Source organism: Thermomonas hydrothermalis (assembly GCF_900129205.1).
Taxonomy (GTDB): domain Bacteria; phylum Pseudomonadota; class Gammaproteobacteria; order Xanthomonadales; family Xanthomonadaceae; genus Thermomonas; species Thermomonas hydrothermalis.
The window spans coordinates 45475-69622 of sequence record NZ_FQUK01000005.1; the positions used below are offsets into that span (position 1 = coordinate 45475).

Annotated in this window: 24 protein-coding genes; 20 read left to right on the forward strand and 4 right to left on the reverse strand. The window is 67.1% G+C overall.

Translation table 11 applies throughout. The features are described 5' to 3' along the window. Positions 1–16: 16 nt before the first annotated feature. Entirely contained in the window at positions 17–2338 is a 2322-nt protein-coding gene (locus BUA29_RS02305; protein ID WP_072755016.1) for a S9 family peptidase, read from the reverse strand. Positions 2339–2467: 129 nt separating this feature from the next. Between BUA29_RS02305 and BUA29_RS02310 the strand changes: the two genes are divergently transcribed. From BUA29_RS02310 to aroE, 4 genes are all read left to right on the forward strand, one after another. Then, the gene (locus BUA29_RS02310) at positions 2468–3457 is read left to right on the forward strand and encodes a chorismate transformation FkbO/Hyg5 family protein (RefSeq protein WP_072755017.1); all 990 of its coding nucleotides are present in this window, start codon (positions 2468–2470) and stop codon (positions 3455–3457) included. Between the two features lie 71 nt (positions 3458–3528). Then, complete coding sequence (locus tag BUA29_RS02315) at positions 3529–3777, forward strand: hypothetical protein (protein ID WP_072755018.1); 249 nt, start codon at positions 3529–3531, stop codon at positions 3775–3777. A 53-nt stretch (positions 3778–3830) separates the two neighbouring features. After that, complete coding sequence (hemB, locus tag BUA29_RS02320; RefSeq protein ID WP_072755019.1) at positions 3831–4829, forward strand: porphobilinogen synthase; 999 nt, start codon at positions 3831–3833, stop codon at positions 4827–4829. Positions 4830–4836: 7 nt separating this feature from the next. Continuing rightward, entirely contained in the window at positions 4837–5676 is an 840-nt protein-coding gene (aroE, locus tag BUA29_RS02325; protein ID WP_072755020.1) for a shikimate dehydrogenase, read from the forward strand. A gap of 49 nt (positions 5677–5725) precedes the next feature. Here aroE and BUA29_RS02330 read toward each other — a convergent pair whose 3' ends face one another. After that, the gene (locus BUA29_RS02330) at positions 5726–6625 is read right to left on the reverse strand and encodes an energy transducer TonB (protein WP_072755021.1); all 900 of its coding nucleotides are present in this window, start codon (positions 6623–6625) and stop codon (positions 5726–5728) included. A 67-nt stretch (positions 6626–6692) separates the two neighbouring features. Continuing rightward, a complete protein-coding gene (locus BUA29_RS02335) occupies positions 6693–7238 on the reverse strand; it encodes a gamma carbonic anhydrase family protein (RefSeq protein WP_072755022.1) in 546 nt (181 codons plus the stop codon). 133 nt (positions 7239–7371) lie between these two features. Between BUA29_RS02335 and BUA29_RS02340 the strand changes: the two genes are divergently transcribed. Both BUA29_RS02340 and xth read left to right on the forward strand, forming a co-directional pair. Further along, positions 7372–8775: a coniferyl aldehyde dehydrogenase gene (locus tag BUA29_RS02340; RefSeq protein ID WP_072755023.1), complete on the forward strand. Its 1404-nt coding sequence runs from the start codon at positions 7372–7374 to the stop codon at positions 8773–8775. Between the two features lie 16 nt (positions 8776–8791). Further along, on the forward strand, positions 8792–9559 hold the full coding sequence (xth, locus tag BUA29_RS02345) for an exodeoxyribonuclease III (RefSeq protein WP_072755024.1): 768 nt from the start codon (positions 8792–8794) through the stop codon (positions 9557–9559). Positions 9560–9634: 75 nt separating this feature from the next. On the opposite strand, the gene BUA29_RS02350 is transcribed toward xth, so the two are convergent. Next, complete coding sequence (locus BUA29_RS02350) at positions 9635–9883, reverse strand: GlsB/YeaQ/YmgE family stress response membrane protein (protein WP_072755025.1); 249 nt, start codon at positions 9881–9883, stop codon at positions 9635–9637. Positions 9884–10050: 167 nt separating this feature from the next. Here BUA29_RS02350 and rsmG point away from each other — a divergent pair, with 167 nt between their 5' ends. From rsmG to rpmG, 14 genes are all read left to right on the forward strand, one after another. After that, entirely contained in the window at positions 10051–10692 is a 642-nt protein-coding gene (gene rsmG, locus BUA29_RS02355) for a 16S rRNA (guanine(527)-N(7))-methyltransferase RsmG (RefSeq protein WP_072755026.1), read from the forward strand. Between the two features lie 65 nt (positions 10693–10757). Then, the gene (locus BUA29_RS02360) at positions 10758–11552 is read left to right on the forward strand and encodes a ParA family protein (RefSeq protein ID WP_072755027.1); all 795 of its coding nucleotides are present in this window, start codon (positions 10758–10760) and stop codon (positions 11550–11552) included. Continuing rightward, entirely contained in the window at positions 11549–12484 is a 936-nt protein-coding gene (locus BUA29_RS02365) for a ParB/RepB/Spo0J family partition protein (RefSeq protein ID WP_072755028.1), read from the forward strand. The genes BUA29_RS02360 and BUA29_RS02365 overlap by 4 nt, the downstream gene beginning before the upstream one ends. A gap of 29 nt (positions 12485–12513) precedes the next feature. Beyond that, positions 12514–13236 (forward strand): glycosyltransferase family 2 protein, encoded by a 723-nt coding sequence (locus BUA29_RS02370; protein ID WP_072755029.1) that lies wholly within the window; start codon positions 12514–12516, stop codon positions 13234–13236. Further along, the gene (locus BUA29_RS02375; RefSeq protein WP_072755030.1) at positions 13233–13580 is read left to right on the forward strand and encodes a lipid-A-disaccharide synthase N-terminal domain-containing protein; all 348 of its coding nucleotides are present in this window, start codon (positions 13233–13235) and stop codon (positions 13578–13580) included. Before BUA29_RS02370 ends, BUA29_RS02375 begins: the two co-directional genes overlap by 4 nt. A 22-nt stretch (positions 13581–13602) precedes the next feature. Beyond that, positions 13603–14268 (forward strand): response regulator transcription factor, encoded by a 666-nt coding sequence (locus BUA29_RS02380; RefSeq protein ID WP_072755031.1) that lies wholly within the window; start codon positions 13603–13605, stop codon positions 14266–14268. 8 nt (positions 14269–14276) lie between these two features. Next, entirely contained in the window at positions 14277–15650 is a 1374-nt protein-coding gene (locus BUA29_RS02385; protein WP_072755032.1) for a sensor histidine kinase, read from the forward strand. A 135-nt stretch (positions 15651–15785) separates the two neighbouring features. Then, a complete protein-coding gene (locus BUA29_RS02390; RefSeq protein WP_084602310.1) occupies positions 15786–16925 on the forward strand; it encodes an efflux RND transporter periplasmic adaptor subunit in 1140 nt (379 codons plus the stop codon). An 8-nt stretch (positions 16926–16933) separates the two neighbouring features. Further along, positions 16934–20020, forward strand: coding sequence for an efflux RND transporter permease subunit (locus BUA29_RS02395; RefSeq protein WP_072755033.1), 3087 nt, complete (start codon positions 16934–16936; stop codon positions 20018–20020). Then, positions 20017–20322 carry a DUF3240 family protein gene (locus BUA29_RS02400; protein WP_072755034.1) on the forward strand — a complete coding sequence of 102 codons (306 nt, stop codon included), beginning with the start codon at positions 20017–20019 and terminating at the stop codon, positions 20320–20322. Before BUA29_RS02395 ends, BUA29_RS02400 begins: the two co-directional genes overlap by 4 nt. Beyond that, a complete protein-coding gene (locus BUA29_RS02405) occupies positions 20319–21632 on the forward strand; it encodes a TolC family protein (RefSeq protein WP_072755035.1) in 1314 nt (437 codons plus the stop codon). The genes BUA29_RS02400 and BUA29_RS02405 overlap by 4 nt, the downstream gene beginning before the upstream one ends. A gap of 88 nt (positions 21633–21720) precedes the next feature. Further along, positions 21721–23502, forward strand: coding sequence for a DUF885 domain-containing protein (locus BUA29_RS02410; RefSeq protein WP_072755036.1), 1782 nt, complete (start codon positions 21721–21723; stop codon positions 23500–23502). 191 nt (positions 23503–23693) lie between these two features. Beyond that, the gene (gene rpmB, locus BUA29_RS02415; RefSeq protein ID WP_072755037.1) at positions 23694–23930 is read left to right on the forward strand and encodes a 50S ribosomal protein L28; all 237 of its coding nucleotides are present in this window, start codon (positions 23694–23696) and stop codon (positions 23928–23930) included. A gap of 17 nt (positions 23931–23947) precedes the next feature. After that, positions 23948–24112 carry a 50S ribosomal protein L33 gene (gene rpmG / locus BUA29_RS02420; RefSeq protein ID WP_072755038.1) on the forward strand — a complete coding sequence of 55 codons (165 nt, stop codon included), beginning with the start codon at positions 23948–23950 and terminating at the stop codon, positions 24110–24112. The last annotated feature ends 36 nt before the right edge of the window (positions 24113–24148 follow it).

The window sequence follows — 24148 nt, forward strand, 5'->3', positions numbered from 1 at the left end:
AGTTTGGATTGCGCCGTCAGAACTGCGGTTTCAGCTCGAACTCTTTCGGCGGCGTAGCGCCCAAAAGGTGCTGCACAAAGTAGTCCCAGCGGCGACGCATCACGTAGTAGCTGTCGGCGCCAAAGCCGTGGCGGGCGTGCGGCAACAGCAGCAGGTCGAAGTCCTTGTTGGCCTTGATCAAGGCATCCACCACCAGCAGGGTGGACTGCGGCGGCACGTTGTCGTCCATCATGCCGTGAATCAAGAACAATCGGCCTTTGAGGTTCTTCGCCTGCGAGGCATTGTCCTGGCCGGTGTAGTTGCTAGTGCCGTCGGCCTTCTTTTCGAGCAGGCCGTGGTAGCGCTCACCCCAGTCGTCCTCGTAGGACAGGTTGTCGTGGTTGCCGGATTCGGCGATACCGACCTTGTACACGTCCGGGTAGCGGAACATCGCCGCCGCCGTGGCATTGCCGCCACCGGAATGACCCCAGATGCCGGCGCGGGTGGTGTCGATCCACGGATAGCGCTGGCCCAGCTGCTGCAGCGCCGCCACCTGGTCGGGCAGGGTGTTGTCGGCCATGTTGCCGTACCAGGCATCCTGGAACGCCTTGCTGCGCAGCGGCGTGCCCATGCCGTCCAAGGCGATGACGATGAAGCCCAGCTCCGCCAGCGCCTGATGGTCACCGTGCGCGGGCACGAAGCTGCGGCTGCGCACCGAGCCCACCTGCGGGCCGGGGTAGATGTAGGTGATGATCGGGTACTTCTTCTTCGGGTCGAAGTTCGACGGCTTGAACAGCTGGCCGTAGAGGTCGGTCTTGCCGTCGCGCGCCTTCACCGTGAACGCCTCCGGCGCGACCCAGCCGGCGGCCTTCAGCCGGGTCAGGTCGGCGCGGGCCAGCTCGGCCACCTGCCTGCCATCGGCATCGCGCACCACCGCCACCGGTGCCGTGGCAATGGTGGAGTAGATGTCGAGGATGTACTTGCCATCCGCCGAGGCGGTGAGGCTGTGGTTGGCGTCCTCCGGCGTCAGCAGCTGCACGTCGCCGCCGTCCAGACCGAGCTTGTAGAGGTGCACGAAGTACGGGTCGCGCCCGGCTTCGCGGCCGACGCCGGTCACCCACAGCACCCGGCGCACCGGGTCCAGATGCAGGATCGAGGTGACATTCCAATCGCCACGGGTGAGCTGGCGCTTTTGCTTGCCGGTGGTCAGGTCGTGCAGGTAGAGATGCCCCCAGTTGGACTTCTGGCTGAACCAGAGGAACTCGTTGCTCTCCGGCAGGTAGCGCCAGTTGGCCTGCCCCAGCGTCGGCGCGCTCTGGTACTGGGTGGCCACTGTCTCGGTGTACACGTCACGCACCTTGCCGGTGGCGGCATCGGCCACGCGCAGGGTGGCGGACTTGTGACCACGATCCGTGCTGATGAACGCCAGGGTCTTGCCGTCGGGCGCCCACTGCACGTCGTCCCAGCCGTCATCACAGACCAGATCGTCAGAACAGGTGGAACGGTGCGGTTCCGGCGGCAGTTGCAGGCGGATCAGCGCCGGCGCAGGCCCGGTCAGATCAATGATCACCCGTTCGATCATGATGATGTCCGGATCACCGGCGAACGGATATCTCCACTGCTCGACCCTGGGCGCACCGACATTGGTGGTAACCAGGGTCATGCGGTTGACCTTGCGCTGATCCTGGCGGAAGGTGGCGATCTTTTTGCCATCCGGGGACCACACCACGATGGCGTTGTCGGTGTGCTTCCAGCCGGCATTGTCGGTGGCGTAGCCGTAGTCAGGCTGACCGTCGAACGTCAGCTGGGTTTCCTTGCCGGTGGCCAGCTCGCGCAGCCACAGGTTCCAATCACGGATGAACACTTCGCGCGTGCCATCCGGCGAGGGCGCACCCGGCTCGCTGCCGGACGGGGCGCGCGCGATCGCCGTGCAGCCGTCGGCTTCGCAGCGGAAACTGCCGGCCGGCGTTTTGATCTGCAACGCGCCATCGGCGGCGCGCCGCAACGTCAGTGGCGGCAGCCGGTCGGGGTTGACCGGGTGCCCCTTGCCGCCGGCGGCGGCATTCATGGCCGCGGCCAGTGCCTGGGCGTCGAACGCGGGGGCGGTTTTGCCGGTAACCGGATCGAAGCGGAGATAGCGGGTCTTGCCGTCCGTCTGCTCGCGGTAGATCAGGCTGCCGTCATCCAGCCACTGTCCGCCGCTGACCCAGTGATCCACCAGCGGCGCCGTGCGGTCGCCCAGCATCGCCGCCGCACGGGCATAGTCGGCCTCGGTGACGGCCTGCGTCGCATTTGCCTGCGTCGTGACCATCAGCAGAGCCCCCGCCAGCAGGGGGGCCAGGGTGTGCCATCGTCCCATCGCATCCTCATCCGTTTCCAAAGCGGTTGCACAACGTGCTGATGCTACCGCGGCAGCCACCTGCCCACCCGTGCCTTTGGTCGTCCCGGCATCGGGCCACCGGACACCCGCGCTATCATCCGCAGCCTGATGTCCCTACCCTCTGCCGCGTCTTCCCCTGCCCCCGCGCTGCGCGTCGAGTACGTCGATGCGCCGCTGGCGCACGTGCTCGCCACACCGGGGCTGCTGGCGGTGTTCGGTTTCGGGGACGCCGCCCCGCCCCAGCACCCGGATCCGCGCTACCGCCACATCGCGCTGCCCGCGCTGGGCCGGCCGCCGCTGGAATGCTGGTGGGTGGAGGATGCCGTGCACTGCGGGCACGACGCCGGCATTGCCTGGAGCCGCGCCGGCACGCTCAGTTTTGGTGCACTGGAATTGCCCGACCACGGCGATGCCGAAGCCACCACCGCCACCGCCTATGCCCGTTTGCAGCGCTGGCTGGCCGACAGCCCGCATCCCCATCTGCTGCGTGTCTGGAACTACCTGGACGCGATCACCGCCGGCGACGGTGATGCCGAGCGCTATCGCCGCTTCTGCGTTGGCCGCGCGCGCGGCATCGGGCGGCCGCAAGCGCCGGGGGAACTGCCGGCCGCCACCGCCATCGGCCATCCGCAGCCGACCGGCCGAATGCTGGTGTACTGGCTGGCCGCCAGCACACCCGGCACACCGCTGGAGAATCCGCGCCAGGTGCAGGCCTGGCGTTACCCGCGTCAGTACGGGCCGCAACCGCCGGGGTTTGCGCGTGCCCTGCTGCCTCCCTCGCCGGCGATGCCGCTGCTGATCTCCGGCACCGCTGCGGTGGTCGGCCACGCATCCCACGGCGAGTCGTTGCGCGAGCAGCTCAACGAGATCCTGACCAACCTGCGCAGCCTGCTGACCGCGGCCCGCGCACTGCGTCCCACCCTGCCCGCAACCCCCGGCCCCGGCAGCCGGCTCAAGGTCTATGTGCGCGATGCCGAGGCGATGCCGACCGTGGACGCCTGGCTGCAGGCGCACCTGCCCGACGTTCCGCGCATCGTGCTGCATGGCCATGTCTGCCGGCGCGAGCTACAGGTGGAAATCGACGGCTGCCACGGCTGATCCCCCGAGGCGCGGATGCACCGGTATGCTGCGCCGGTTCGGGCCTACCTCGCACCAAGGAGAACGCGCACATGGGACTCATCAGCCTGATCTGGGGCATTCTGGCCCTGCTGTGGATGCTGCTGGCCTTCATCCCGCTGCTGGGCTGGGGCAACTGGTTCATGATCCCGTTCGCGGTGGTGGGCGCGATCATCGCCGCGCTTGGCCTGATCATCGCCGGCCCAGGTGGGCGCAGCCGCGCCAAGGCCGGGCTGCTCCTCAACCTCACCGCCATCGTGGTCGGTGCGGCCCGCCTGCTGCTGGGCGGCGGCGTGCTCTGAATGCGTTGACCTCAGGCAAAGGCCATCGCGCCGACGGGCGTACACTGAGTGGCATGAATACCACTGCCCGCATCCTCCCCGTGCGTCCGCGCCGCATGCGCCGTGACGCTTTCTCGCGCCGGCTGATGCGCGAAACCGTCCTGACCTGCAACGATCTGATCTACCCGGTGTTCGTCCATGAGGGATCCGGCCGGATCCCGGTGCCGTCGATGCCCGGCGTGGAACGCCTGTCGATCGACGAACTGCTGCGCGTCGCAGAACAGGCCCTGCACCTAGGGGTGCCCGTGCTGGATCTGTTCGGCGTGCCCGACCCGGCCCGCAAGACCGCAGATGGACGCGCCGCCTGGGATGAGGACGGCATCGTGCCGCGTGCGGTGCGGGCACTGAAAGCGCGCTTCCCCGAGCTGGGTGTGATGACCGACCAAGCGCTCGACCCGTACACCACACACGGCCAGGACGGGCTGATTGACGCCAGCGGCTACATCCTCAACGACGAAACCGTCGAGGCGCTGATCCGGCAATCCCTGGTGCATGCCGCAGCCGGCGCCGACATTCTCTCGCCCAGCGACATGATGGACGGCCGCATCGGCGCCATTCGCAACGCTCTGGAAAACGCCGGCTTCATCCACACCCGCATCATGGCCTACAGCGCCAAGTACGCCAGCAGCTTCTACGGCCCGTTCCGGGACGCCGTGGGCAGCGCCGGCAACCTCGGCAAAGCCGACAAGTTCACCTACCAGATGGACCCGGCCAATAGCGACGAGGCCCTGCACGAAGTGGCGCTGGATCTGGCCGAGGGGGCCGACATGGTGATGGTCAAGCCGGGCCTGCCCTATCTGGATGTGCTGTATCGGGTCAAGCAGCAGTTCCGTCGGCCGACGTTTGCCTATCAGGTCAGCGGTGAGTACGCGATGATCCAGGCCGCCGCCGCGCAGGGCTGGATCGACCGCCGCCAGGTGGCGATGGAGTCGCTGCTGGCCTTCAAACGCGCCGGTGCCGACGGCATCCTCACCTATTTCGCACTGGATGCCGCCCGCTGGCTGCGGGAATGAAAGGAGGTTGCCGATGCGCCGCTATGCCGTGTTTGGCTCACCGATCGCCCACTCGCTCTCGCCGCGCATCCATACCGCGTTTGCCCGGCAGACTGGCATCGCCCTGGAGTATCTGGCCATCGAGGCCACCCGCGACACCTTCCCGGCCATACTCGCGGCCAGCGGCGTCGCAGGCGCCAACATCACCCTGCCGCTCAAGGAAGTCGCTTTTGCGCACTGCCGCAGTGTCAGCGCACGCGCACGCCGAGCCGGGGCGGTCAACACCCTGACTCGCACCGACGCCGGCTGGCACGGCGACAACACCGACGGCGCAGGTCTGGTGCGCGACCTGACCGAACGCCACGGCGTCGATCTGCGCGAGCGGCGGGTGCTGCTGCTGGGCGCCGGCGGCGCTGCCCGCGGCGTCGCCCCCGCTTTACTGGATGCCGGCATCGACGCGCTGTACGTGGTGAACCGCAACAGCGCACGCGCCGACGCGCTGGCGGATGCACTCGGCGACCCCGCCCGGGTACACGCCCGCGGCTGGGACGCGCTGCCGACACTGGGCGAGTTCGACCTGCTGGTCAACGCCACCTCGGCCGGCCAGACCGGCACCCCCCTGCCGCCCCTGCCGATGGCGCTGGCCGCCCCTCGCAGCGTTGCGGTGGATCTGGCCTACGGCCGGGCAGCCGTGCCCTTCACGGCCTGGGCCCGCGCCGCCGGCTGCGCGCAGGCGTTGGACGGGCTGGGCATGCTGGTGGAACAAGCGGCGGAAAGCTTCCAGTGCTGGCACGGCGTGCGTCCAGACACCGACCCGGTCTATGCCGACGTGCGCCGTCTCACCGATACGCAGCCCGTAAGCGACTAACCCAGATGCGCGACGCGCGCCCCCTGTGCGCGTCGCCTTTCGTCAACGCTCAAAGCGCCTGATTCAACACGCTGCGGTCACGCAATCGGAACGGCGTATTGCCCGACACCATCTCGCCGTTATTGAGATCGGACACACCCACGATCGGCTCCATGTCATCTGCTTTCTTCCATGGCGGATCCAGCCGGGGGCCGCGGTATTCGTAACGCCAGACGCCGACTCCATCGCGCTCGATTTCATCTGGCCCCTTTAGGGAATATTTCACCGGCACCTTGACGTCAATATCTTGCGTCTGCTCAGCGCTCGCGTTTTCGACACTGTACGTCCACTTCCGCGCAGCATCCGTCGCACTCTTTTCCAACAGCGCTCTTGCCTTGTCGAGGGCTCTTCGGCTGCCCTTGACATTATACAGGCTTGATTGTTCAGCAAATACATCCGCCACACTGCCATCCGGATTAAGGCGCAGGCGCAGCAACACGCTGCCCTCAATACCAGCCAACATCAATTCTTGAGGATATCGAGGGAAGGGGAGCCTATTCATCCTGGCCACCGCTTTGCCAGCCGCACGTTCGGCTGCCTCTCGGTCTTCCTTGGTCAACGGCGAAAATATGACATTGTCGATTTTGACCTCGTATTTTTGCTCCCCGATCTCCCGGGCCACCAGGGTGATCCGCATCGGCGTCTTCGCCCGAACCGGCTTGCCATCCTGCTCGATCGGCACAAATGCCCACTTCGGGATTGCCTTGTCCAGCATCTTCTGAATGTCCGGGGTGAGCTCGGTACGCAGGGCATAGGCTTCGACTTCGCCCTGGGTGCCAATGGTCAGCTCCCCATCCACCCGCATGGTCAACACGCTTTCGCCCGACCCCTGCTCCGCCGGTGCCGTCCCGGCCTGCGCCCCGGTACAGGCCAGCCACAGCGCCAGCACGCCTGCTTGCAACAAACGCATGGTTGCCTCTCCCTGGTGTTCGATCAAATCCCCACACACCCGAAATCTACCGCGCAAGACGCGCCCCTCATGACCCCGCGTCGCCCGCCAGATACTCGTCTTTCAAGCGTACGTAGTGGCCGGCGCTGTAGTAAAGCGCCTCGATCTCGGCATCACTCAGCATCCGCACTTTTCTGGCCGGGTTGCCCAGCCACAGCTCCCCCTCGCCCACCACCTTGCCCGGCGATACCAGCGCGCCGGCACCGACGAAGGCGTGCTTTCTCACCACTGCGCCGTCCAGCACGATGGCACCCATCCCGATCAGCACCGCATCCTCGATCGTGCAGGCATGGATGATGGCCTTGTGGCCGATGGTGACGTCGCTGCCGATGCGGGTGGCGAAACCGCCCAGCTTGGCGTGCGGGCCGTCGTGGCTGACGTGGATGACGGTGCCGTCCTGAATATTGGTGCGGTCGCCAATACGGATGAAATTGACGTCACCGCGGATGACCGTGTACGGCCACACCGACACATCATCACCCAGTACCACGTCGCCGATCACGCTGGCACGTGGATCGACATAAGTGCGGGCACCAAGCTGGGGCGCAATACCACGATAAGGGCGAATGTCCATCCCGGCATTATCGAACCTCTGACCGGAAAAACGGAATCTGCGCACCCGTCGGAGAGCACTGTCGGCCACGGCGGGCCGCATTCACCGCCTCCCGCTGCTGGATTCTGCGCCGCCCCGCACTACACTGGGCCGCATGGACACCACCCCGATCAGTGCGCTCGCCCCGACCTTGACCCGCCTGCGTACCGCCTGGCAGGCGCACAAACCCGACCTCGCCCAGCGCCGCGACGATCTGCGCCGCCTGCGTAGCGCCTTCAAGGCCCGGCTGGACGAGATGACGCGGGTGATCGCCGCCGATTTCGGGCATCGCTCGCTGGATGAGAGCCGGATCGCCGACGGCATGACCGTGCTCAACGACATCGACCACCTGCTGACCCATCTGCCGCGCTGGATGCGGCCACAGCGGGTGCCGGTCGGTTGGCGGTTCTGGCCCGGACGGGCCTGGATCGAGCCACACCCGTTGGGCGTGGTGGGCGTGATCGCACCGTGGAACTACCCGGTCAACCTGGCGCTGATCCCGCTGGCCACCGCAATTGCCGCCGGCAACCACGTCTATCTCAAGCCGTCCGAACACACGCCCCGCACCAGCGCCTTCCTGCGCGAGCTGCTGGCCCATGTGTTTCCGCCCGAGCGCGTGGATGTGGCCACCGGCGGCGCCGATGTCGGCGCGGCCTTTGCGGCGCTGCCGTTTGATCACCTGGTGTTCACCGGCTCCACCGCGGTCGGCCGCAAGGTGATGGCCGCTGCCGCCGCCAATCTCACCCCGTTGACCCTGGAACTGGGCGGCAAATCGCCAGCCCTGCTGTGTGACGACTTCCCCCTGGAGCAGGCGGCCGCCCGCATCGCCACCGGCAAGTGGTTCAACTGCGGCCAGACCTGCATCGCTCCGGATTACGTGCTGGTCCCCGCCGACCGCCGCGATGCCCTGGTCGATGCCCTGCGCCAGCAGGTGCAGGCGCGCTACGGCGCAGCCCTCGACAACCTGGACGACTACACCCGCATCATCAATGACGGCCAGTACGCCCGCCTGCAGGGCTATCTGGACGATGCCCGCGCGCATGGCGTTGCCATCATTCCCTTGGCCGGGCAGGCCGATCCGTCACGCCGCCTGCTGCCGCCCACGGTGCTGCTGGACCCGGACGATGCCACCCGGGTCATGCAGGAGGAAATCTTTGGCCCACTGCTCCCGCTCAAGAGCTACCGCACGCTGGATGAGGCCATCGCCTATATCAACAGCCACGACCGCCCGCTGGCGCTTTATCCATTCACCCACGACCGCGCCCGGCTGCGGCAGATCCTCGATGCCACCCTGGCCGGTGGCGTCAGCATCAACGACACCCTGTTCCACTTTGCCATCGGCAACCTGCCCTTCGGCGGGGTCGGGCCCAGCGGCATGGGGGCCTACCACGGTCGCGCCGGCTTTGATGCCATGAGCAAGGCACTGCCGGTGTTCCGCCAGGCCCGGCTGACCGCCGGCGACCTGCTCAGGCCGCCCTATGCCCGGGTCCGCTGGCTGCTCGACCGGATCGTGCGCTGACCACCCCGCCTTGCCCATGAAAATCGCCAGCTGGAACGTCAACTCGCTCAACGTGCGCCTGCCGCATCTGCAACGGTGGCTGCAGGAGGCCGCACCGGACGTGGTGGGCTTGCAGGAAACCAAACTGGAGGATCACCGCTTCCCCGACGCCGCGCTGGCGGAACTTGGCTACCGCAGCGTCTTCCACGGCCAGAAGACCTACAACGGGGTCGCGATCCTGGCACGGCAGGCCCCGCAGGCGGTGCAGATCGGCATCCCTGGCTTTGCAGACACCCAGGCCCGGGCGATCGCCGCCACCGTGGGCGAGTTGCGCATCGTCGATCTCTACGTGGTCAACGGCCAGGACGTGGGCAGCGAAAAATACGCCTACAAGCTGCGCTGGCTGGACGCCGTGCATGACTGGCTGGCCGATGAGCTCAAGACGTATCCGAACCTGGTGGTGCTGGGCGATTTCAACATCGCGCCCGACGATCGCGACGTGCATGACCCACAGCTCTGGAATGCAGACCATATCCTCACCTCCAGCGCCGAGCGTGCCGCGCTCCAACGCCTGCTGGCGCTGGGCCTGCACGACGGGTTGCGTCTGCACACCCAGGAAGGCGGGCTGTTTAGCTGGTGGGATTACCGGCAGGCCGCGTTCCGCCGCAACCTCGGGCTGCGCATCGACCTCACCCTGGTGTCCGACGCCTTGCGCCCGCACGTGCAGGCGGCCGGCATCGACACCACGCCGCGGAGCTGGGAGCGCGCCAGCGACCACGCGCCGGCGTTCGTCGTTCTCGACTGAGCCATCGGCGAAGGCAGCAAACACGAAGGCCCGGTGGTTGCCGGGCCTTCGCATGACGTCCGCGTCTGCCGCGCGTCAGCGCACGCGGCCGCGCCGGAACAGGTTGACGATGGCCAGCAGGACGATCGCGCCCAGAAAAGCGGACACGTAGCCCATGAAGCCGGCACCCCCGATCAGCGGGGCGATGAGCCAGCCGCCGATCCACGAACCGATGATGCCGACCACCACGTTGAGGATGATCCCCTGCTGCGCGTCCGTCTTCATGACGATACTGGCCAGCCAGCCGATGATGCCGCCGATAACCAACCAGATGATGAGACTCATGGACATGCCCTCCTGTGAATGCGCGCGAGGCGGCCCGTCCTCCCCGCGATGCCCCGGTGCGGAACGCTCCGGGCACGACGCCAGTCTACCGCACCGGGCGTGACGGCAGCGTTCGCGTCTCTGACCGGCCATTCAGCCGGGCGGCACTGGCGCGGCATACTGTGCGCATGACCGTCGATATCACCGCCCTGCGGCCCGTGCTGGATGCCGGGCTGCAGCAGCTTTCCCTCGACCCGGCGCTGGCTGAGCCACTGCTGGACTATCTGGCGCTGCTGCAGCGCTGGAACGCCACCTACAATCTGACCGCCATCCGCGACCCGCACGAAATGCTGGTCAAGCACCTGCTGGATTCGCTGGCGATGCAGCCGTACGTGGCGGGCCTGACCAGCCTGGCCGATCTCGGCACTGGCCCCGGTCTGCCGGGCATCCCGCTGGCGATCGCCACGCCGGGGCTGCGGGTGACCCTGGTGGAAAGCAACGGCAAAAAAGCGCGCTTCCTGCGCGAAGCGGTCCGCCAGCTTCGCCTGAACGAGGTGACGGTGGCCGAAACCCGCATCGAAGCGTTTCAGCCGGAGACCCCGTTTGCCGCCATCACCGCCCGTGCCCTGGCCACCCTGCCGCAGATTCTGGCCCTGGGCGGGCACCTGCTGGCCGCCGACGGCCACCTGCTGGCGATGAAGGGCGTGGTGCCCGACGACGAGATCGCCGCCCTGCCGCCCGGCTGGCAGGTGCAGGCCATCCACCGCCTGCAGGTGCCGGGGCTTTCCGCCGAACGCCACCTGCTCGACATCGCCCGCAGCCGGGCATAAGGCATAATCGTCCGTCGCCTGCCTGCCCCGGTGCAGGCTCAAGCCGCAGGGACTCCACTCGCCGCATGGCCCGGATCATCGCCATCGCCAATCAAAAAGGCGGGGTCGGCAAGACCACCACCGCCGTCAATCTCGCCGCCGCCCTGGCCCGCACGCCGGTGCGGGTGCTGCTGGTGGACCTCGACCCGCAGGGCAACGCCACCATGGGCAGCGGCATCGACAAGCGCGAGCTGGCCACCTCGGTCACCGACGTGCTGCTGGGCGAGGCCGCGCCGGATGCCGCCATCGTCCGCTGCGAAGACGGCTACGACCTGCTGCCGGGCAATATCGACCTGACCGCCGCCGAGATCCGCCTGCTCGATGCCCGCGAACGCGAAGGCCACCTCAAGCGCGCACTGCAACAGGTGCGCGATGGCTACGACTTCATCCTGATCGACTGCCCGCCCTCGCTGTCGGTGCTGACCCTCAACGCGCTGACCGCCGCCGACTCGGTGCTGGTGCCGATGCAGTGCGAGTACTACGCGCTGGAAGGCCTGTCGGCATTGCTGGACACCATCGAGGGCCTGAAAGGCCGGTTCAACCCGGCGCTGGAGATCGAAGGCGTGCTGCGCACCATGTTCGACGTGCGCAACAACCTGGCCAACGCGGTTTCGGCAGAACTGACCCGTCACTTTGGCGATCTGGTGTTCCGCACCATCATTCCGCGCAACGTGCGGCTGGCCGAAGCCCCCAGCCACGGTCAGAGCATCATCGGCTACGACAAGGCCAGCCGCGGCAGCGTGGCCTATCTGGGGCTGGCCGGCGAAGTCCTGCGCCGTCAGCGTGAACGGATGCAAGCACAGGGGGGAACGGCAGCATGAGCACAGGCAGTGCCAACAAACCCGCCGCGCGCAAGCGCGGCCTGGGACGCGGACTGGAAGCGTTGCTGGGCCCCAAGGCCGCCGCCGAGGCGCCGGCCCTGCAGCAAGCCATGCCAGGCGATGAACTGCGCACGCTGCCGATCGACGCCATGGTGCCCGGCCGCTACCAGCCGCGCCGAACCATGGACGATGCCAAGCTGGACGAGCTGGCGGCCTCGATCAAGGCCCAGGGCGTGATCCAGCCGATCGTGGTGCGTGAACGCCGCAGCCCCGACGGCAAGAGCGGCCGCACCTACGAGATCATCGCCGGCGAGCGCCGCTGGCGTGCCTCGCAACGCGCCGGCCTCAGCGAAGTGCCGGTGGTCATCCGCGAAGTGGACGACCGCACCGTGGTGGCGATGGCGCTGATCGAAAACATCCAGCGCGAAGACCTCAATCCGCTGGAAGAAGCGCAAGCGCTGCAACGGCTGATCGACGAGTTCGACCTGACCCATGCTGCCGCGGCAGAAGCCGTCGGCCGCTCGCGCGCGGCGGTGTCCAACCTGCTGCGCCTGCTGGAGCTGCCCGAACCGGTGCGGGCACTGGTGCAGACCGGCGAACTGGAAATGGGCCATGCGCGCGCGCTGCTGCCGCTGGCCGAACCGATGGCCGTATCGGTGGCCAAACAGGCGGCCGCAGAAGGCTGGTCGGTGCGCCAGGTCGAACACCACGTGCAGCAACTGCTTGCCGGCAAGATGCCGGTGACACCGCGCAAGACCACGGCCCGGAAACCCCCGCAGGCCGACATCGCCGCGCTGGAGCGCGAGCTGACCGAACTGCTCGGCAACAAGGTCAGCGTGCTCAACGGCCGCGGCAACAAAGGCCGGCTGGTGATCCACTACGCCAACCTCGATGCCCTGGAAGGCGTGCTGGAACGCCTGCGCCGGCGCTGACCGTTTTTCATCGCAAGGAACCCCCTGCAATGCCACAGCTTTCGGTGGTCGTCCCCGTCCACAACGAAGAGGACAACGTCGCGCCACTGGTCGATGAAATCCTGCGCGCCCTGCGCGGACGGATCGACTTCGAAATCGTCTATGTGGACGATGCCTCGCGCGACGGCACGCTGGCACGCCTGCGCCAGTTGCAGGCGGTCACGCCGGAGCTGCGGGTGATCCGCCACCTCACCAATGCCGGTCAAAGCACCGCGGTACGCAACGGCGTGAAGGCCGCGCGGGCACCGTGGATCGCCACCCTCGACGGCGACGGCCAGAACGATCCGGCCGACATCCCCAACCTGCTGGCGCAACGCGATCGCGCCCCGGCCGATGTCAAGCTGTTTGCCGGCTGGCGGGTCAACCGTCAGGACTCCGGCAGCAAGCGCTGGGCCTCGAAGTTCGCCAACGCGATCCGCAGCCGCCTGCTGCGCGATGCCACGCCCGACACCGGCTGCGGCATCAAGCTGTTCGAACGCGAGGCCTTTCTCGAGCTGCCCTACTTCGACCACATGCACCGTTACCTGCCGGCGCTGATGCAGCGCGCCGGCTGGCAAACCGTCAGCGTGCCGGTCAACCACCGGCCGCGCAGCGCCGGCGTGTCCAAGTACACCAACCTGGGCCGCGCCCTGGTCGGTATCCGTGACCTGCTGGGCGTGTCCTGGTTGATCGCCCGTAGCCGCCGGACCGCCATCGAGGAAGTGCGGCCATGATCGCTGCCCCGGCGGGCGTCATGGACACGCCGATCCCATGGCTGCTATGGACCGGCATCCATATGAGCCCGTGGAAGCTGATCGGCCTGACCGGCGCGTTGATGTTCGGCGGCCGCTGGGTGGTTCAGTTCGTCGCCAGCAAGCGCTACGGCAAGCCGGTGATCCCGCGGCTGTTCTGGTACATGAGCATCCTTGGCAGCGTGATGACGCTGAGCTACTTCATCTTCGGCAAGAACGATGCGGTCGGCATCCTGCAGAATCTGTTCCCGACCTTCACCGCCTGCTACAGCCTGTATCTGGACATCCGCCATCGCGGCTGGCACAAGGATCGCGCCAGTCATTGAGACCGCCATCAGGGAGGGCGTGATGCGCGTACTGCTGGTCGAGGACTCCCCGATACTTGGCCAGATCCTGCACGATCATCTCGAGCGGCATGGCCATGCCTGCGATCTCGCCCGCGATGGCGAGCAGGCGCTGGCCCACCTGCGTGACCCGCGCTACGACGCCGTGGTGCTGGATTTGATGCTGCCGAAGCTGGATGGATTGGATGTCCTGCGGTGGCTGCGTGCGCGCGGCGATGCCGTCCCGGTGCTGGTACTGTCGGCGCGCGATCAGATCCGCGATCGGGTCGAAGCACTGGATGCCGGCGCCGATGATTATCTGGTCAAACCATTCGCACTCGACGAGCTGCTGGCCCGACTACGGGCGTTACTGCGCCGGCCGGCGCATGCCCTGCCCGCGCTGCTGCAGCACGACGGCTTGACCCTGGACCCACGCCTGCGACAGGCGCGCTATCGTGAGCAGTCGCTGCCTCTGTCACCCAAGGAATACGCCCTCCTGGAGGCGTTGCTACGGGCACGCGGCCAAGTGTTGTCGCGCACGCAACTGTTCGAGCGTCTGTACGATCATGGCAGCGAGGCGTCCGACAAAGTGATCGAGGTCATCATGAGCACGCTGCGCGGAAAACTGGCCCGTGTCGGCATCGGCAATCTGATCCAGACCCGCCGCGGGTTTGGCTACTTCATTCCGTGAACACGGCCATGACGCCCGCGTCACACCCGACCTGGTCGCTGCGCCAGCGGCTGGCCTGGCAACTGACACTTGGCGCTGGTGCGGTGCTGGCGTTGCTGTTCGTGCTGCTGGACGTGCTGATCGATCGTGAGATCTATGCCCACCTCGATCAGACGTTGGCGCTGCGGGGTGAAGTGATCGCCCACACCCTGCAGCGCGAGCACGATGACCTGCCCCTCAGTGAATACCAGGAAGACAGTCACACCGAGTTCTACACGCTCTACGGCGCCGATGGCCGGGTACAAACCACCTCGCCCAACAGCCACGGCCTGACGCTGCCGCGCCCATCTCCGGAAATGCGCTTGCCGCGCTACTACGATGCGGCGCTTCCCGACGGCCACCCGGGACGACTGTTGGCGCTGCCGCATCAGACCCCGACGGATCCCGCCCACCCCGGCATCCTGGTGGTCGGCACCGAGCGCACCCACTGGGATGCGGTGGAGCGGCGCGTCCATGGGCTGCTTATGGGTGGCATCGCACTCGCCCTGCTCGCGGTGATCCTGGTCTGCCTGTGGCTGGTGAGCCGAGGCTTTGGGTACGTCGAACAGGTGCGCCGGCAACTGTCGACCCTCGATCCGGACCAGCCGGTGCAATTGCCGGATGATCTCCCGCGCGAACTGTCTCCATTCGTACACACCCTACAGACCGGAGTGGAACGACTGCGGCAAGCCGTGCAGCGCGAACGCCGGTTTGCCCACGACATGGCCCACGAACTGCGCACACCGGTCAGTGAGATCCGCGCCAGCGCAGAATCGGCGCTGGAACAGGTGCAGGACCCGGCCGCACGGGCCGCACTGGTCGCCGTGCTGGAAGATGGGCAACGCATGCAGCGCAGCATCGAATCGCTGCTGGCATTGGCCAGGATCGAATCCGGTCTGGAGCAGCCCGCCGCCGACCCCTTCGACCTCTGCACCCTGCTGCGCGAGCTGCTCGCCCGTGGTCAGGCGCGTGCCGGCCAACGTGGCCTGCAGCTGACCGCAACCCTGCCGCCAGAGGACTGGTGCAGAAGCGATGCCGGCATGCTTGAACGGCTGCTCAGCAACCTGCTCGACAATGCACTGGAATACGCACCACGCAACAGCCGCGTCCATTGCCATCTGTGGCATGGCCCCAACGGCCCGGTCGTCACCCTGGAAAACCCGGCGCCGACCCTGGAACCCGCCGACCTGACCTGGCTGGGCCAACGCTTCTGGCGCAAGCACGATGCCGCCACGCCACGCCAGCATGCCGGTCTTGGGCTGGCGCTGTGCCGCGCACTGGCCGATGCCTGCGCGATTCCGCTTGCCTTTACCCTCGAAGAGGGCCGGCTGCGGGTGCAGCTTGGCCCACTGCCACCGCTGTAGGCACGGCACCTTAAGCGAATCCCAAGACTCGGCCGGCATGTTAGTCACAGGTTTTCCTGCCTGTGGATTCGCCATGCCTGACCAAGTGCCGTCGCCGCGCCTTGCTCACCACCCCCGGCAGCCTGGAGGTCACCCATGCGTCTGCGCCTGACCCGTCATGCTGGCGCCGTGCTGGCCGTCGGTATCATCGGCCTGCTGACCTGGCGCCTGCTCCATCACCCCCAACCCACCACCACCGCTGCCAGCAGCCCACCGGTCGCCTCGCCAGACGGCAGTGTGACGCTGGCCCCCTCGCAGCAGCAGGCCCTTGGTATCGCGCTGGGCAAGGTCGAGACCGCCACCAGCGTGCCGCTGCCCGGCCTGCTGGCGGAAACTCAGGCCCCGCTGGGTGCCAGCCAGCAGGTGGCAAGCCCCTGGGCCGGGACGGTGACCGCCGTCCTGATCGCAGAAGGCCAGCACGTTCAGGCCGGCCAGCCGGTCGTGCGGTTGCGTAGCGTCGAAGCGCTGCGCGCCGGTGCTGATCTGGCCCAGGCGCGCAGTGAAGCCGATCTGGCCCGGCAGCAGGCCAGCCGGGATGCGCAGTTGCTGGCCGAAGGCATCATCCCCGCCGCCCGTTACCAACAGACACAGGCGCAGGCCCGGCGCGCCGAGGCTGAGCTTGCCCGCGCCCGCGAGTCCCTGGCCGGTGCCCGAGTCCGGCTGGCCGATGGCGAGGTCGAGTTGCTGGCGCCGATCAGCGGCCAGGTGCTACGCCGACTGGTGCGTCCGGGCGATGGCCTGATGCCCCAACAGCCTGCCCTGCTGATTGCCGATCCAGACCGGCTGGACATCGCCTTTGGCGTGCCGGCCATGCATCGTGCCCAGATCCGCCCCGGCCTGCGTGTGACGCTTGCCGACGGCAGCCAGGCCGAGGTGGTGGCCGTGGCGGCCGATCTCGATCCGGCCAGCCAGCAGCTGCCGATTCGTGCCCGCCTCCAATCCCCTGGCGCACATCTGGCCGGGGAGCGGCTGGAAGTGACGCTGCACCTGCCGCCACCGCCCGGCGCACTGTCGCTTCCGCGTGCCGCCCTGCTCCCCGACGGGGATGGCTATCTGGCCTACCTGCATCGGGATGGTCGCTTCCGTGCCGTCAAGGTCACGCACGTGCTGGGAAGCACTGGCGAGACCGCCGTGGTTCTGGCGCCAGCACTGACGCCCGGTGCCGAAGTCGTGATCCGCGGCACCGTTGCCCTGAAGGCAATCCTGCCTTCCCCCACACATCCTGACTCGCGCTGAGGTCGTCCATGCTCAGCCGCCTCACTGAATTCTCACTGCGGCAACGCCTGCTGGTGCTCCTGGCGGCACTGGGGCTTGCCGCCGCCGGCATCTGGGCGTTCGCCGGTCTGCCCATCGACGCCTTTCCGGATGTTTCACCGACCCAGGTCAAACTGATTCTGAAGGCGCCCGGCATGACTCCGGAGGAAGTGGAGACGCGGGTCATCGCACCGCTGGAAATGGAACTGCTGGGCACGCCGCGCATCACGGTGCTGCGCTCCACCGCCAAATACGCCATCGCCGACATCACCCTCGACTTCGAGGAAGGCACCGACCTCTACTGGGCACGCCAGCAAGTCGCCGAGCGCTATGCCTCGGTCGCGTCTTCGCTGCCGGCTGGAATCGAAGGCGGGCTGGCACCGATCTCGACGCCGCTGTCAGATGTCTTCATGTTCACCATCGAAGGCGGTGGGCTGAGCCTGGCGCAACGACGCACCCTGCTCGACTGGACCCTGCGCCCCGCCCTGCGCACCCTGCCCGGCGTGGCCGACGTCAATGCCCTGGGCGGTGAAACCCGCAGCTTCGTGGTGGTGCCCGATCCGGCGCGGCTCGCCCAGGCCGGGCTGAGCTTCGAGGCACTCGCCCAGACCATCGAGCGCAACAACCGCAATGATGGTGCCGGCCGCGTCGATGTCGGCGAAGAAACTCTGGTGGTGCGGGTGGAAGGAGCCCTGCGCGACGCTGCCGATATCGCCGCCCTGCCGGTGCTTGATGGACCGCACCCGGTGCGGGTCGGGGATGTGGCCGAAGTCAAGATCGGCGCTCTGACTCGCTACGGCGCCGTCACCCGCGATGGCAAAGGCGAGGCCGTGGAGGGCATCGTGGTGGCACTGCGTGGCGCCGATGCGTCGACGCTGATCAAGGCGGTGCGCCAGCGTCTGGACGAGCTGGCAGCCAGCTTGCCGCCCGGCGTCAAAATCGTGCCTTTCTATGACCGCAGCAGCCTGATCCAGCGCGCCGTCGCAACGGTCGAACACGCGCTCCTGGAAGCCACCGTACTCGTGGTGATCCTGCTGTTGTTGTTCCTCGGCGAGCTGCGTGCCGCCCTGGTGGTGGCGTTGATGCTGCCGTTTGCGGCGCTGTCGACATTCCTGCTGATGCGTCTGACCGGCATGAGCGCCAACCTGATGAGTCTGGGCGGGCTGGCCATCGCCATCGGCATGCTGGTGGATGCGGCCGTGGTGGTGGTGGAAAACGCGGTGAGCAGGCTTGATCCGCACGGCTCCGGCGCCTTCCTGCCGCGCCTGCACCGGGTGTATGCCGCCACCCGCGAAGTAGCGCTGCCGGTGGCCTCCGGCATCCTGATCATCTGCCTGACCTTCATGCCGCTGCTCACCTTGCAAGGGCTGGAAGGCAAACTGTTCACTCCGGTGGCACTGACCATCGTGTTCGCACTGGCTTCCTCGCTGCTGCTCTCGTTGACCTTGGTGCCAGTGCTCGCCTCGCTGCTGCTGAAGGAACGCACGCACGGCGACCCTTGGCTGATGCAGCGCCTGCATGCCCTGTACGCTCCGCTGCTGGAACGTGCCCTGCAACACCCCAAGACCGCGCTGGGGCTGGCTGGGGCCGGGCTGCTGGTGGGTGTGCTGGCGTGGCTGGGAACTGGAAAAACCTTCATGCCGGTCATGGATGAAGGCGACATCCTGCTGCAACTGCAGAAACCGGCGACGATCAACCTCAATGCCTCACTGGCCACCGACAACGCCGTGGCGGGCGCGATCCTGCGGCAGGTGCCGGAAGTGCGCCACATCATCGCCCGCGCCGGTTCTGACGAGCTTGGTCTTGACCCGATGGGACTCAACGAGACCGACATGTTCATGCAACTGGCCCCACGTGAGCAGTGGCAAGTAGCCGACAAGGAGGCGCTGGCCGATCGTATCCGTCAGGTTCTGGCCGATTTCCCTGGTCTTGAGTTCGGGTTTACCCAGCCCATCGAAATGCGGGTTTCGGAAATGCTCACCGGAAGCCGCGGTGACGTGGCCATCAAAGTGTTCGGCCCAGACCTTGCCACCATCAATGACCTGGCCGGACGGATCGCTACGACCCTGGAAGGCATCCGCGGTGCTCAGGATGTGCTCACCCAGGCCACCGACCAAGTGCAGTATCTTCAGGTGCGGGTCGATCCACAGGCTGCCGCCCGCGCCGGGCTCAGCATCACCGCAGTGCAGGACGAACTGCGCGCGCAAATCGAAGGGATGCGCGCCGGCAGCGTGATCGAGCCTGACAAACGCACACCGATCGTGATCCGCGGAACCCCCGCGCTGCGCGCTTCGGCACAGCGGTTTACTGCCAGCATGCTGGCCCGGGGCGACGGCCAAGGTGACATCCCGCTGACCGCACTGGCGACGATCACACCTGCCACCGGCCCGGTCGCGGTGCGCCACGAAGGCGGCGCCCGCTTTGCTCTGGTGCAGGCCAACGTCAGCGGCCGCGACCTGGTTGGCTTCGTGGACGAAGCCCGCGCTGCGGTGGCGCGTCAGGTGCCATTGCCGGCCGGTTACCGGCTGGTCTGGGGTGGCCAGTTCGAAAATCAGCAACGCGCCGCAGCCCGACTCGGGCTGGTGGTGCCGGTGGCCCTGGGGCTGATTTTCGTGGTGCTGTTCATGACCTTCGGCTCGGCACGACAGGCACTGCTGATCCTGGGCAACATTCCATTCGCCCTGGTCGGCGGCATCCTTGCCTTGTGGGTGTCGGGACAGTACCTCTCGGTGCCCGCATCGGTCGGCTTCATTGCCCTGCTCGGCATTGCCGTGCTCAACGGATTGGTTCTGGTTGCCCACTTCAACCAACTGCACGCACTGGGTCTTCCAATCGAGCGCGTCGTTCGCGAAGGCGCGATGCGTCGCCTGCGTCCGGTGCTGATGACCGCCAGCATCACCGCATTCGGCCTGGTGCCGCTGCTGCTGGCCAGCGGGCCTGGGGCCGAAATCCAGCGACCACTGGCCATCGTGGTGATCGGTGGTCTGGTCAGCTCGACCGCACTGACGCTGCTGTTGCTGCCGCTGCTGTACCGCCGTTTCGGTCATCCAGCCATGACGTCCGGAGCCGCCGCATGACTGCCCTGGTTCGCCTCACTCTGGTCTTTCCTCCCTCGCTGGAGGATCCCATCACCGATGCCTTGAGCGCCCATCCTGGCCTGCCCGGCTTCACCTTGCTGTCCGCCGAGGGGCATACCCGTGATTTCCTGCGTGCATCGGTCGCCGAGCAGGTCCGTGGCCGCGTGCAGCGGCGAGTGCTGTGGATCCTGCTCGAACCGGCACAACTGGACATGGTGCTGGACACAGTTCGCACCGTCATCGCCACTGACGACGTGCGCTGGTGGACCGAAGCCGTTTTGGAAAGCGGGAGGCTGGCATGACTCGGCATCTGCTACTGCCACTGCTGGCGCTGGCCATCATCGGCACGACCCGCGCTGGCGATGGCGATTTCCTGCCGCCGGAACCGCTGGCCATGCGTGCGCTGGCTGCACAACCGGATGTCCGTGCCGCAGTGGCAGCGGCCCAGGCCGCTGCTGCCGAACGCGATGCCCTGGCCGCTGGCAGCTACGAGTGGGAAGCCATCATGATCCCGCAACGGCGCACGGTGGATCCGCAGCTACGCTATCGCGAGTTTGAAGGCCAACTGTCACGGCGCATTCGTCTGCCCGGAAAAGCCGCACTGGATCGGGCCATCGGCGAACATGCGCTGACCGCAGCGCAACTCGGCATCGATGACGCCACCCATCAGGCCGCGCGTCGGCTTGGACAGGACTGGATGACCTGGCTGCGCGCCGAAGCGCTGGCTGATGACGCCCAGCAGCAGCGCATGCTCATGGAACAGGCACGCCAACTGCTGGCACGGCGAGTTCAACTTGGCGATGCCGCCCGCCGTGATCTCGACCTGATGGATGCAGAACTGGCGCAACTGCGTGCCGCCGAACTGTCTGCGCGGGCAGACGCCGATGCGGCCCGCAAAGCACTGGCCACGACCTATCCGCAACTGCCCTTACCCGCCAAACCACCGCAACTTCCAGAACCGACGCCACTGCCGCATGGGGCTGCCTACTGGCGGGATCTGATCATCCAGCGCAGCCACGAAATCGGCATCGCCCACCAAAACACCTTGCGCCAGCAGAGCGTGGCGGCACGGGCGCGTGCCGACCGGCTGCCCGACCCCAGCATCGGCTTGCGTGTGCTGGATGATCGCGGCGGTGCCGAGCGTGCGGTCGGGCTGGTCGTCTCGGTGCCACTCGGCACCCGCTACCGTCGTGATGTGGCCGAACGCGAAGCCGCCCATGCCGCCAAGGTCGAAGCCGAAGAGGCCATGGTGCGGCTGGAAATCGTCCGTGACGCCCAGGCCACTGCTGATCTGGCCGAGGCACGCCAGGCCCAGTGGCAGGCATTGCAGGCCGCCGCGTTGGCCCAGGAAGCGGCCAGTGCGCGCACCCGGCGCGCCTGGGAACTGGGCGAGGCCAGCCTGCCCGAATGGCTACAGGCCGAACGCATGGCCCGTGCCAGCCGGGCCCAGGAACGGGTGGCGCGGGTGGATGCCCTGCATGCCGCACTGCGCGTGCGAATCGATAGCTATGAGCTGTGGCATGACAGCGACGCCGAGGAAACCTCCGCATCGGCACAGCACACGACTCTGGCCGTACCACAGGCACACGCCACGCCGCCTGCAAATCCATGACAATGCCAGCACCCTGAGACATTGCCACGGCCGCCTCCCCGGTCGTGGCGATGCTTCGGAGTGAACCGTGCGTTTCTGGAGCCCCTCGATGCCGCGTCACCTGCTGCTGATTTTGCTGTGCTGGCCGTTGCTGGCCTTGGCCCAGACCTCCCCCCATCCCGCAGAGATGGACGCGCGGCTGCGTCAGCTCTACGAAAGCGAGTGGCAGTGGCGACAGCAGCAGCTCGCCGTCTGGGACGAGGACAACGATGCCCAGGCCGGTGTCGCCCAGACCCGACTGCCGGATGTCAGCCCCAAAGCGCAGGCCGCACGGCTGGCCTACCTGGAACAGTTGCTCGCCCAGCTCGACCAGATCGACGTGCAGGCACTGTCGCCCGCAGAGCAACTCAACTACGCGGTCTATCGGCCACAGATCGAACACCGGATCGCCGCGCTGCGTTTCCGCGAATACGAAATGCCGTTCAACTCCGACAGCGCGTTCTGGTCGGATCTGGACTTCATGGCCCGCGCCGAACTGCGCGACGCCGACGCCTATCGCGCCTATGCCGCCCGCCTGCGCGATATCCCGCGCTATTTCGAGCAGCAGATCGCCAACATGCGCGCAGGGCTCAGACGCGGCTTCTCGGTGCCGCGCGCCGTGCTGACCGGCCGCGATACCGCGATCGCCGCCGTGGCCTTACTTGATGATCCACAGCAGGCCGTGCTGTTTGCCCCGTATCAGCGCATGCCGGCGTCGATCCCGCCAGCCCAGCAGGCCACCCTGCGCGCCGAGGGCGAAGCCGCGATCCGCGACGCGGTGATCCCGGCCTATCGACGGCTGCTTGCATTTTTCCGCGAGGAATATCTGCCCAAGGCCCGCACCACCCTGGCCGCCGAGGCGATGCCAGACGGGAAGGCGTGGTACCGCGAGCAGATCCGCCGCTACACCACCCTGGACCTGTCGCCGGAGCAGATCCATGCCATCGGCCTGCGCGAGGTGGCCGCCACCCGTGCCGAGATGGAGGCCCTGCTCGACCAGCTCGGATTTACCGGGCGCTCGCCGCAGACCCGCTTCCAGGATTTCCTCGCCTTTCTTCGCAGCGACCCGCAGTTCTATGCCAAAACCCCGCAGCAACTGCTGGAGCGCGCGGCCTGGATCAGCAAACGCGTGGACGGCCGGATCGGCCAACTGATCGGCACCCTGCCGCGTGGGCGCTTCACCATCGAACCCGTGCCCGCCGCGATTGCCCCCTACTGGACCGCCGGCCGCGGCGGCGCCGACGTGTACTGGGTCAACACCTACGACCTGCCCAGCCGACCGCTGTACAACCTGCCGGCACTGACCCTGCACGAATCTTCACCCGGCCACTCGCTGCAACAGCAACTGGTGCGCGAACAGGGCGCCCTGCCCGGCTTCCGCAAGGACTACATCAGCGCCTACGGCGAAGGCTGGGCGCTGTACAGCGAATGGCTCGGCAAGGAAATGGGGATCTACGAAACCCCGTACGAAGAGTTCGGCCGGCTCACCTATGCCATGTGGCGCGCCTGCCGGCTGGTGATCGACACCGGCATCCACCATTTCGGGTGGAGCCGGGAACGCGCCATCGCCTACCTGCGCGACAACACCGCACTCTCCACCCACGAAGTGGACACCGAAGTGGACCGCTACATCAGCTGGCCCGGGCAAGCGCTGTCCTACAAACTCGGGGAACTGGTGATCCGCGACCTGCGCCACGAGGCAGAAACCGCACTGGGCCCCCGGTTCGACGTCCGCACCTTCCACGACGTCGTGCTCGGCCAGGGCGCCCTGCCGCTGCCCGTCCTGCAGGCCCAGGTGCGGGCCTGGATCGCCGCCCGCCAGGCTGACGCACCCAGCGCCCCTGCACCGTAAGACGCCTCGCCCGCCCGCTGCGCCCCCACACCCCGAGTGCCAAAGGTGGTGGACTCATACACGCGCTTGCAGGCGCCATCGACGCCGGGCATAATGCGCGGCTCGCTGCGTCCAGCAGCGCTGCCCGGCCCTGTGCCGGGGCCGCCGCCTCCCGGGCCATGGGAGGTCCCAACACCACTTCCGAGGTGCCCATGTCCAAAGTCTGCCAAGTCACCGGCAAGCGCACGACGACCGGCAACAACGTCTCGCACTCCAACCGCAAGACCCGTCGTCGCTTCCAGCCCAACCTCCACGAGCGCCGTTTCTGGGTCGCTTCGGAAAACCGTTGGGTCAAGCTCCGTGTTTCCACCGCCGCGCTGCGCACCATTGACAAGAACGGCATCGATGCCGTCCTGGCCGATCTGCGCAAGCAGGGCCTGAAGGTCTAACGAGGGAGGCGCACACCATGGCATCCAAGCGCGACAAGATCCGTCTGATCTCCTCGGCTGGCACCGGCCACTTCTACACCACCGACAAGAACAAGAAGAACACGCCGAACAAGATGGAGATCAAGAAGTTCGATCCCGTCATTCGCAAGCATGTGATCTACAAGGAAGGCAAGATCAAGTAAGCCGCCTTCCTGGCGTCAGCCACCCTACGCCCGCCG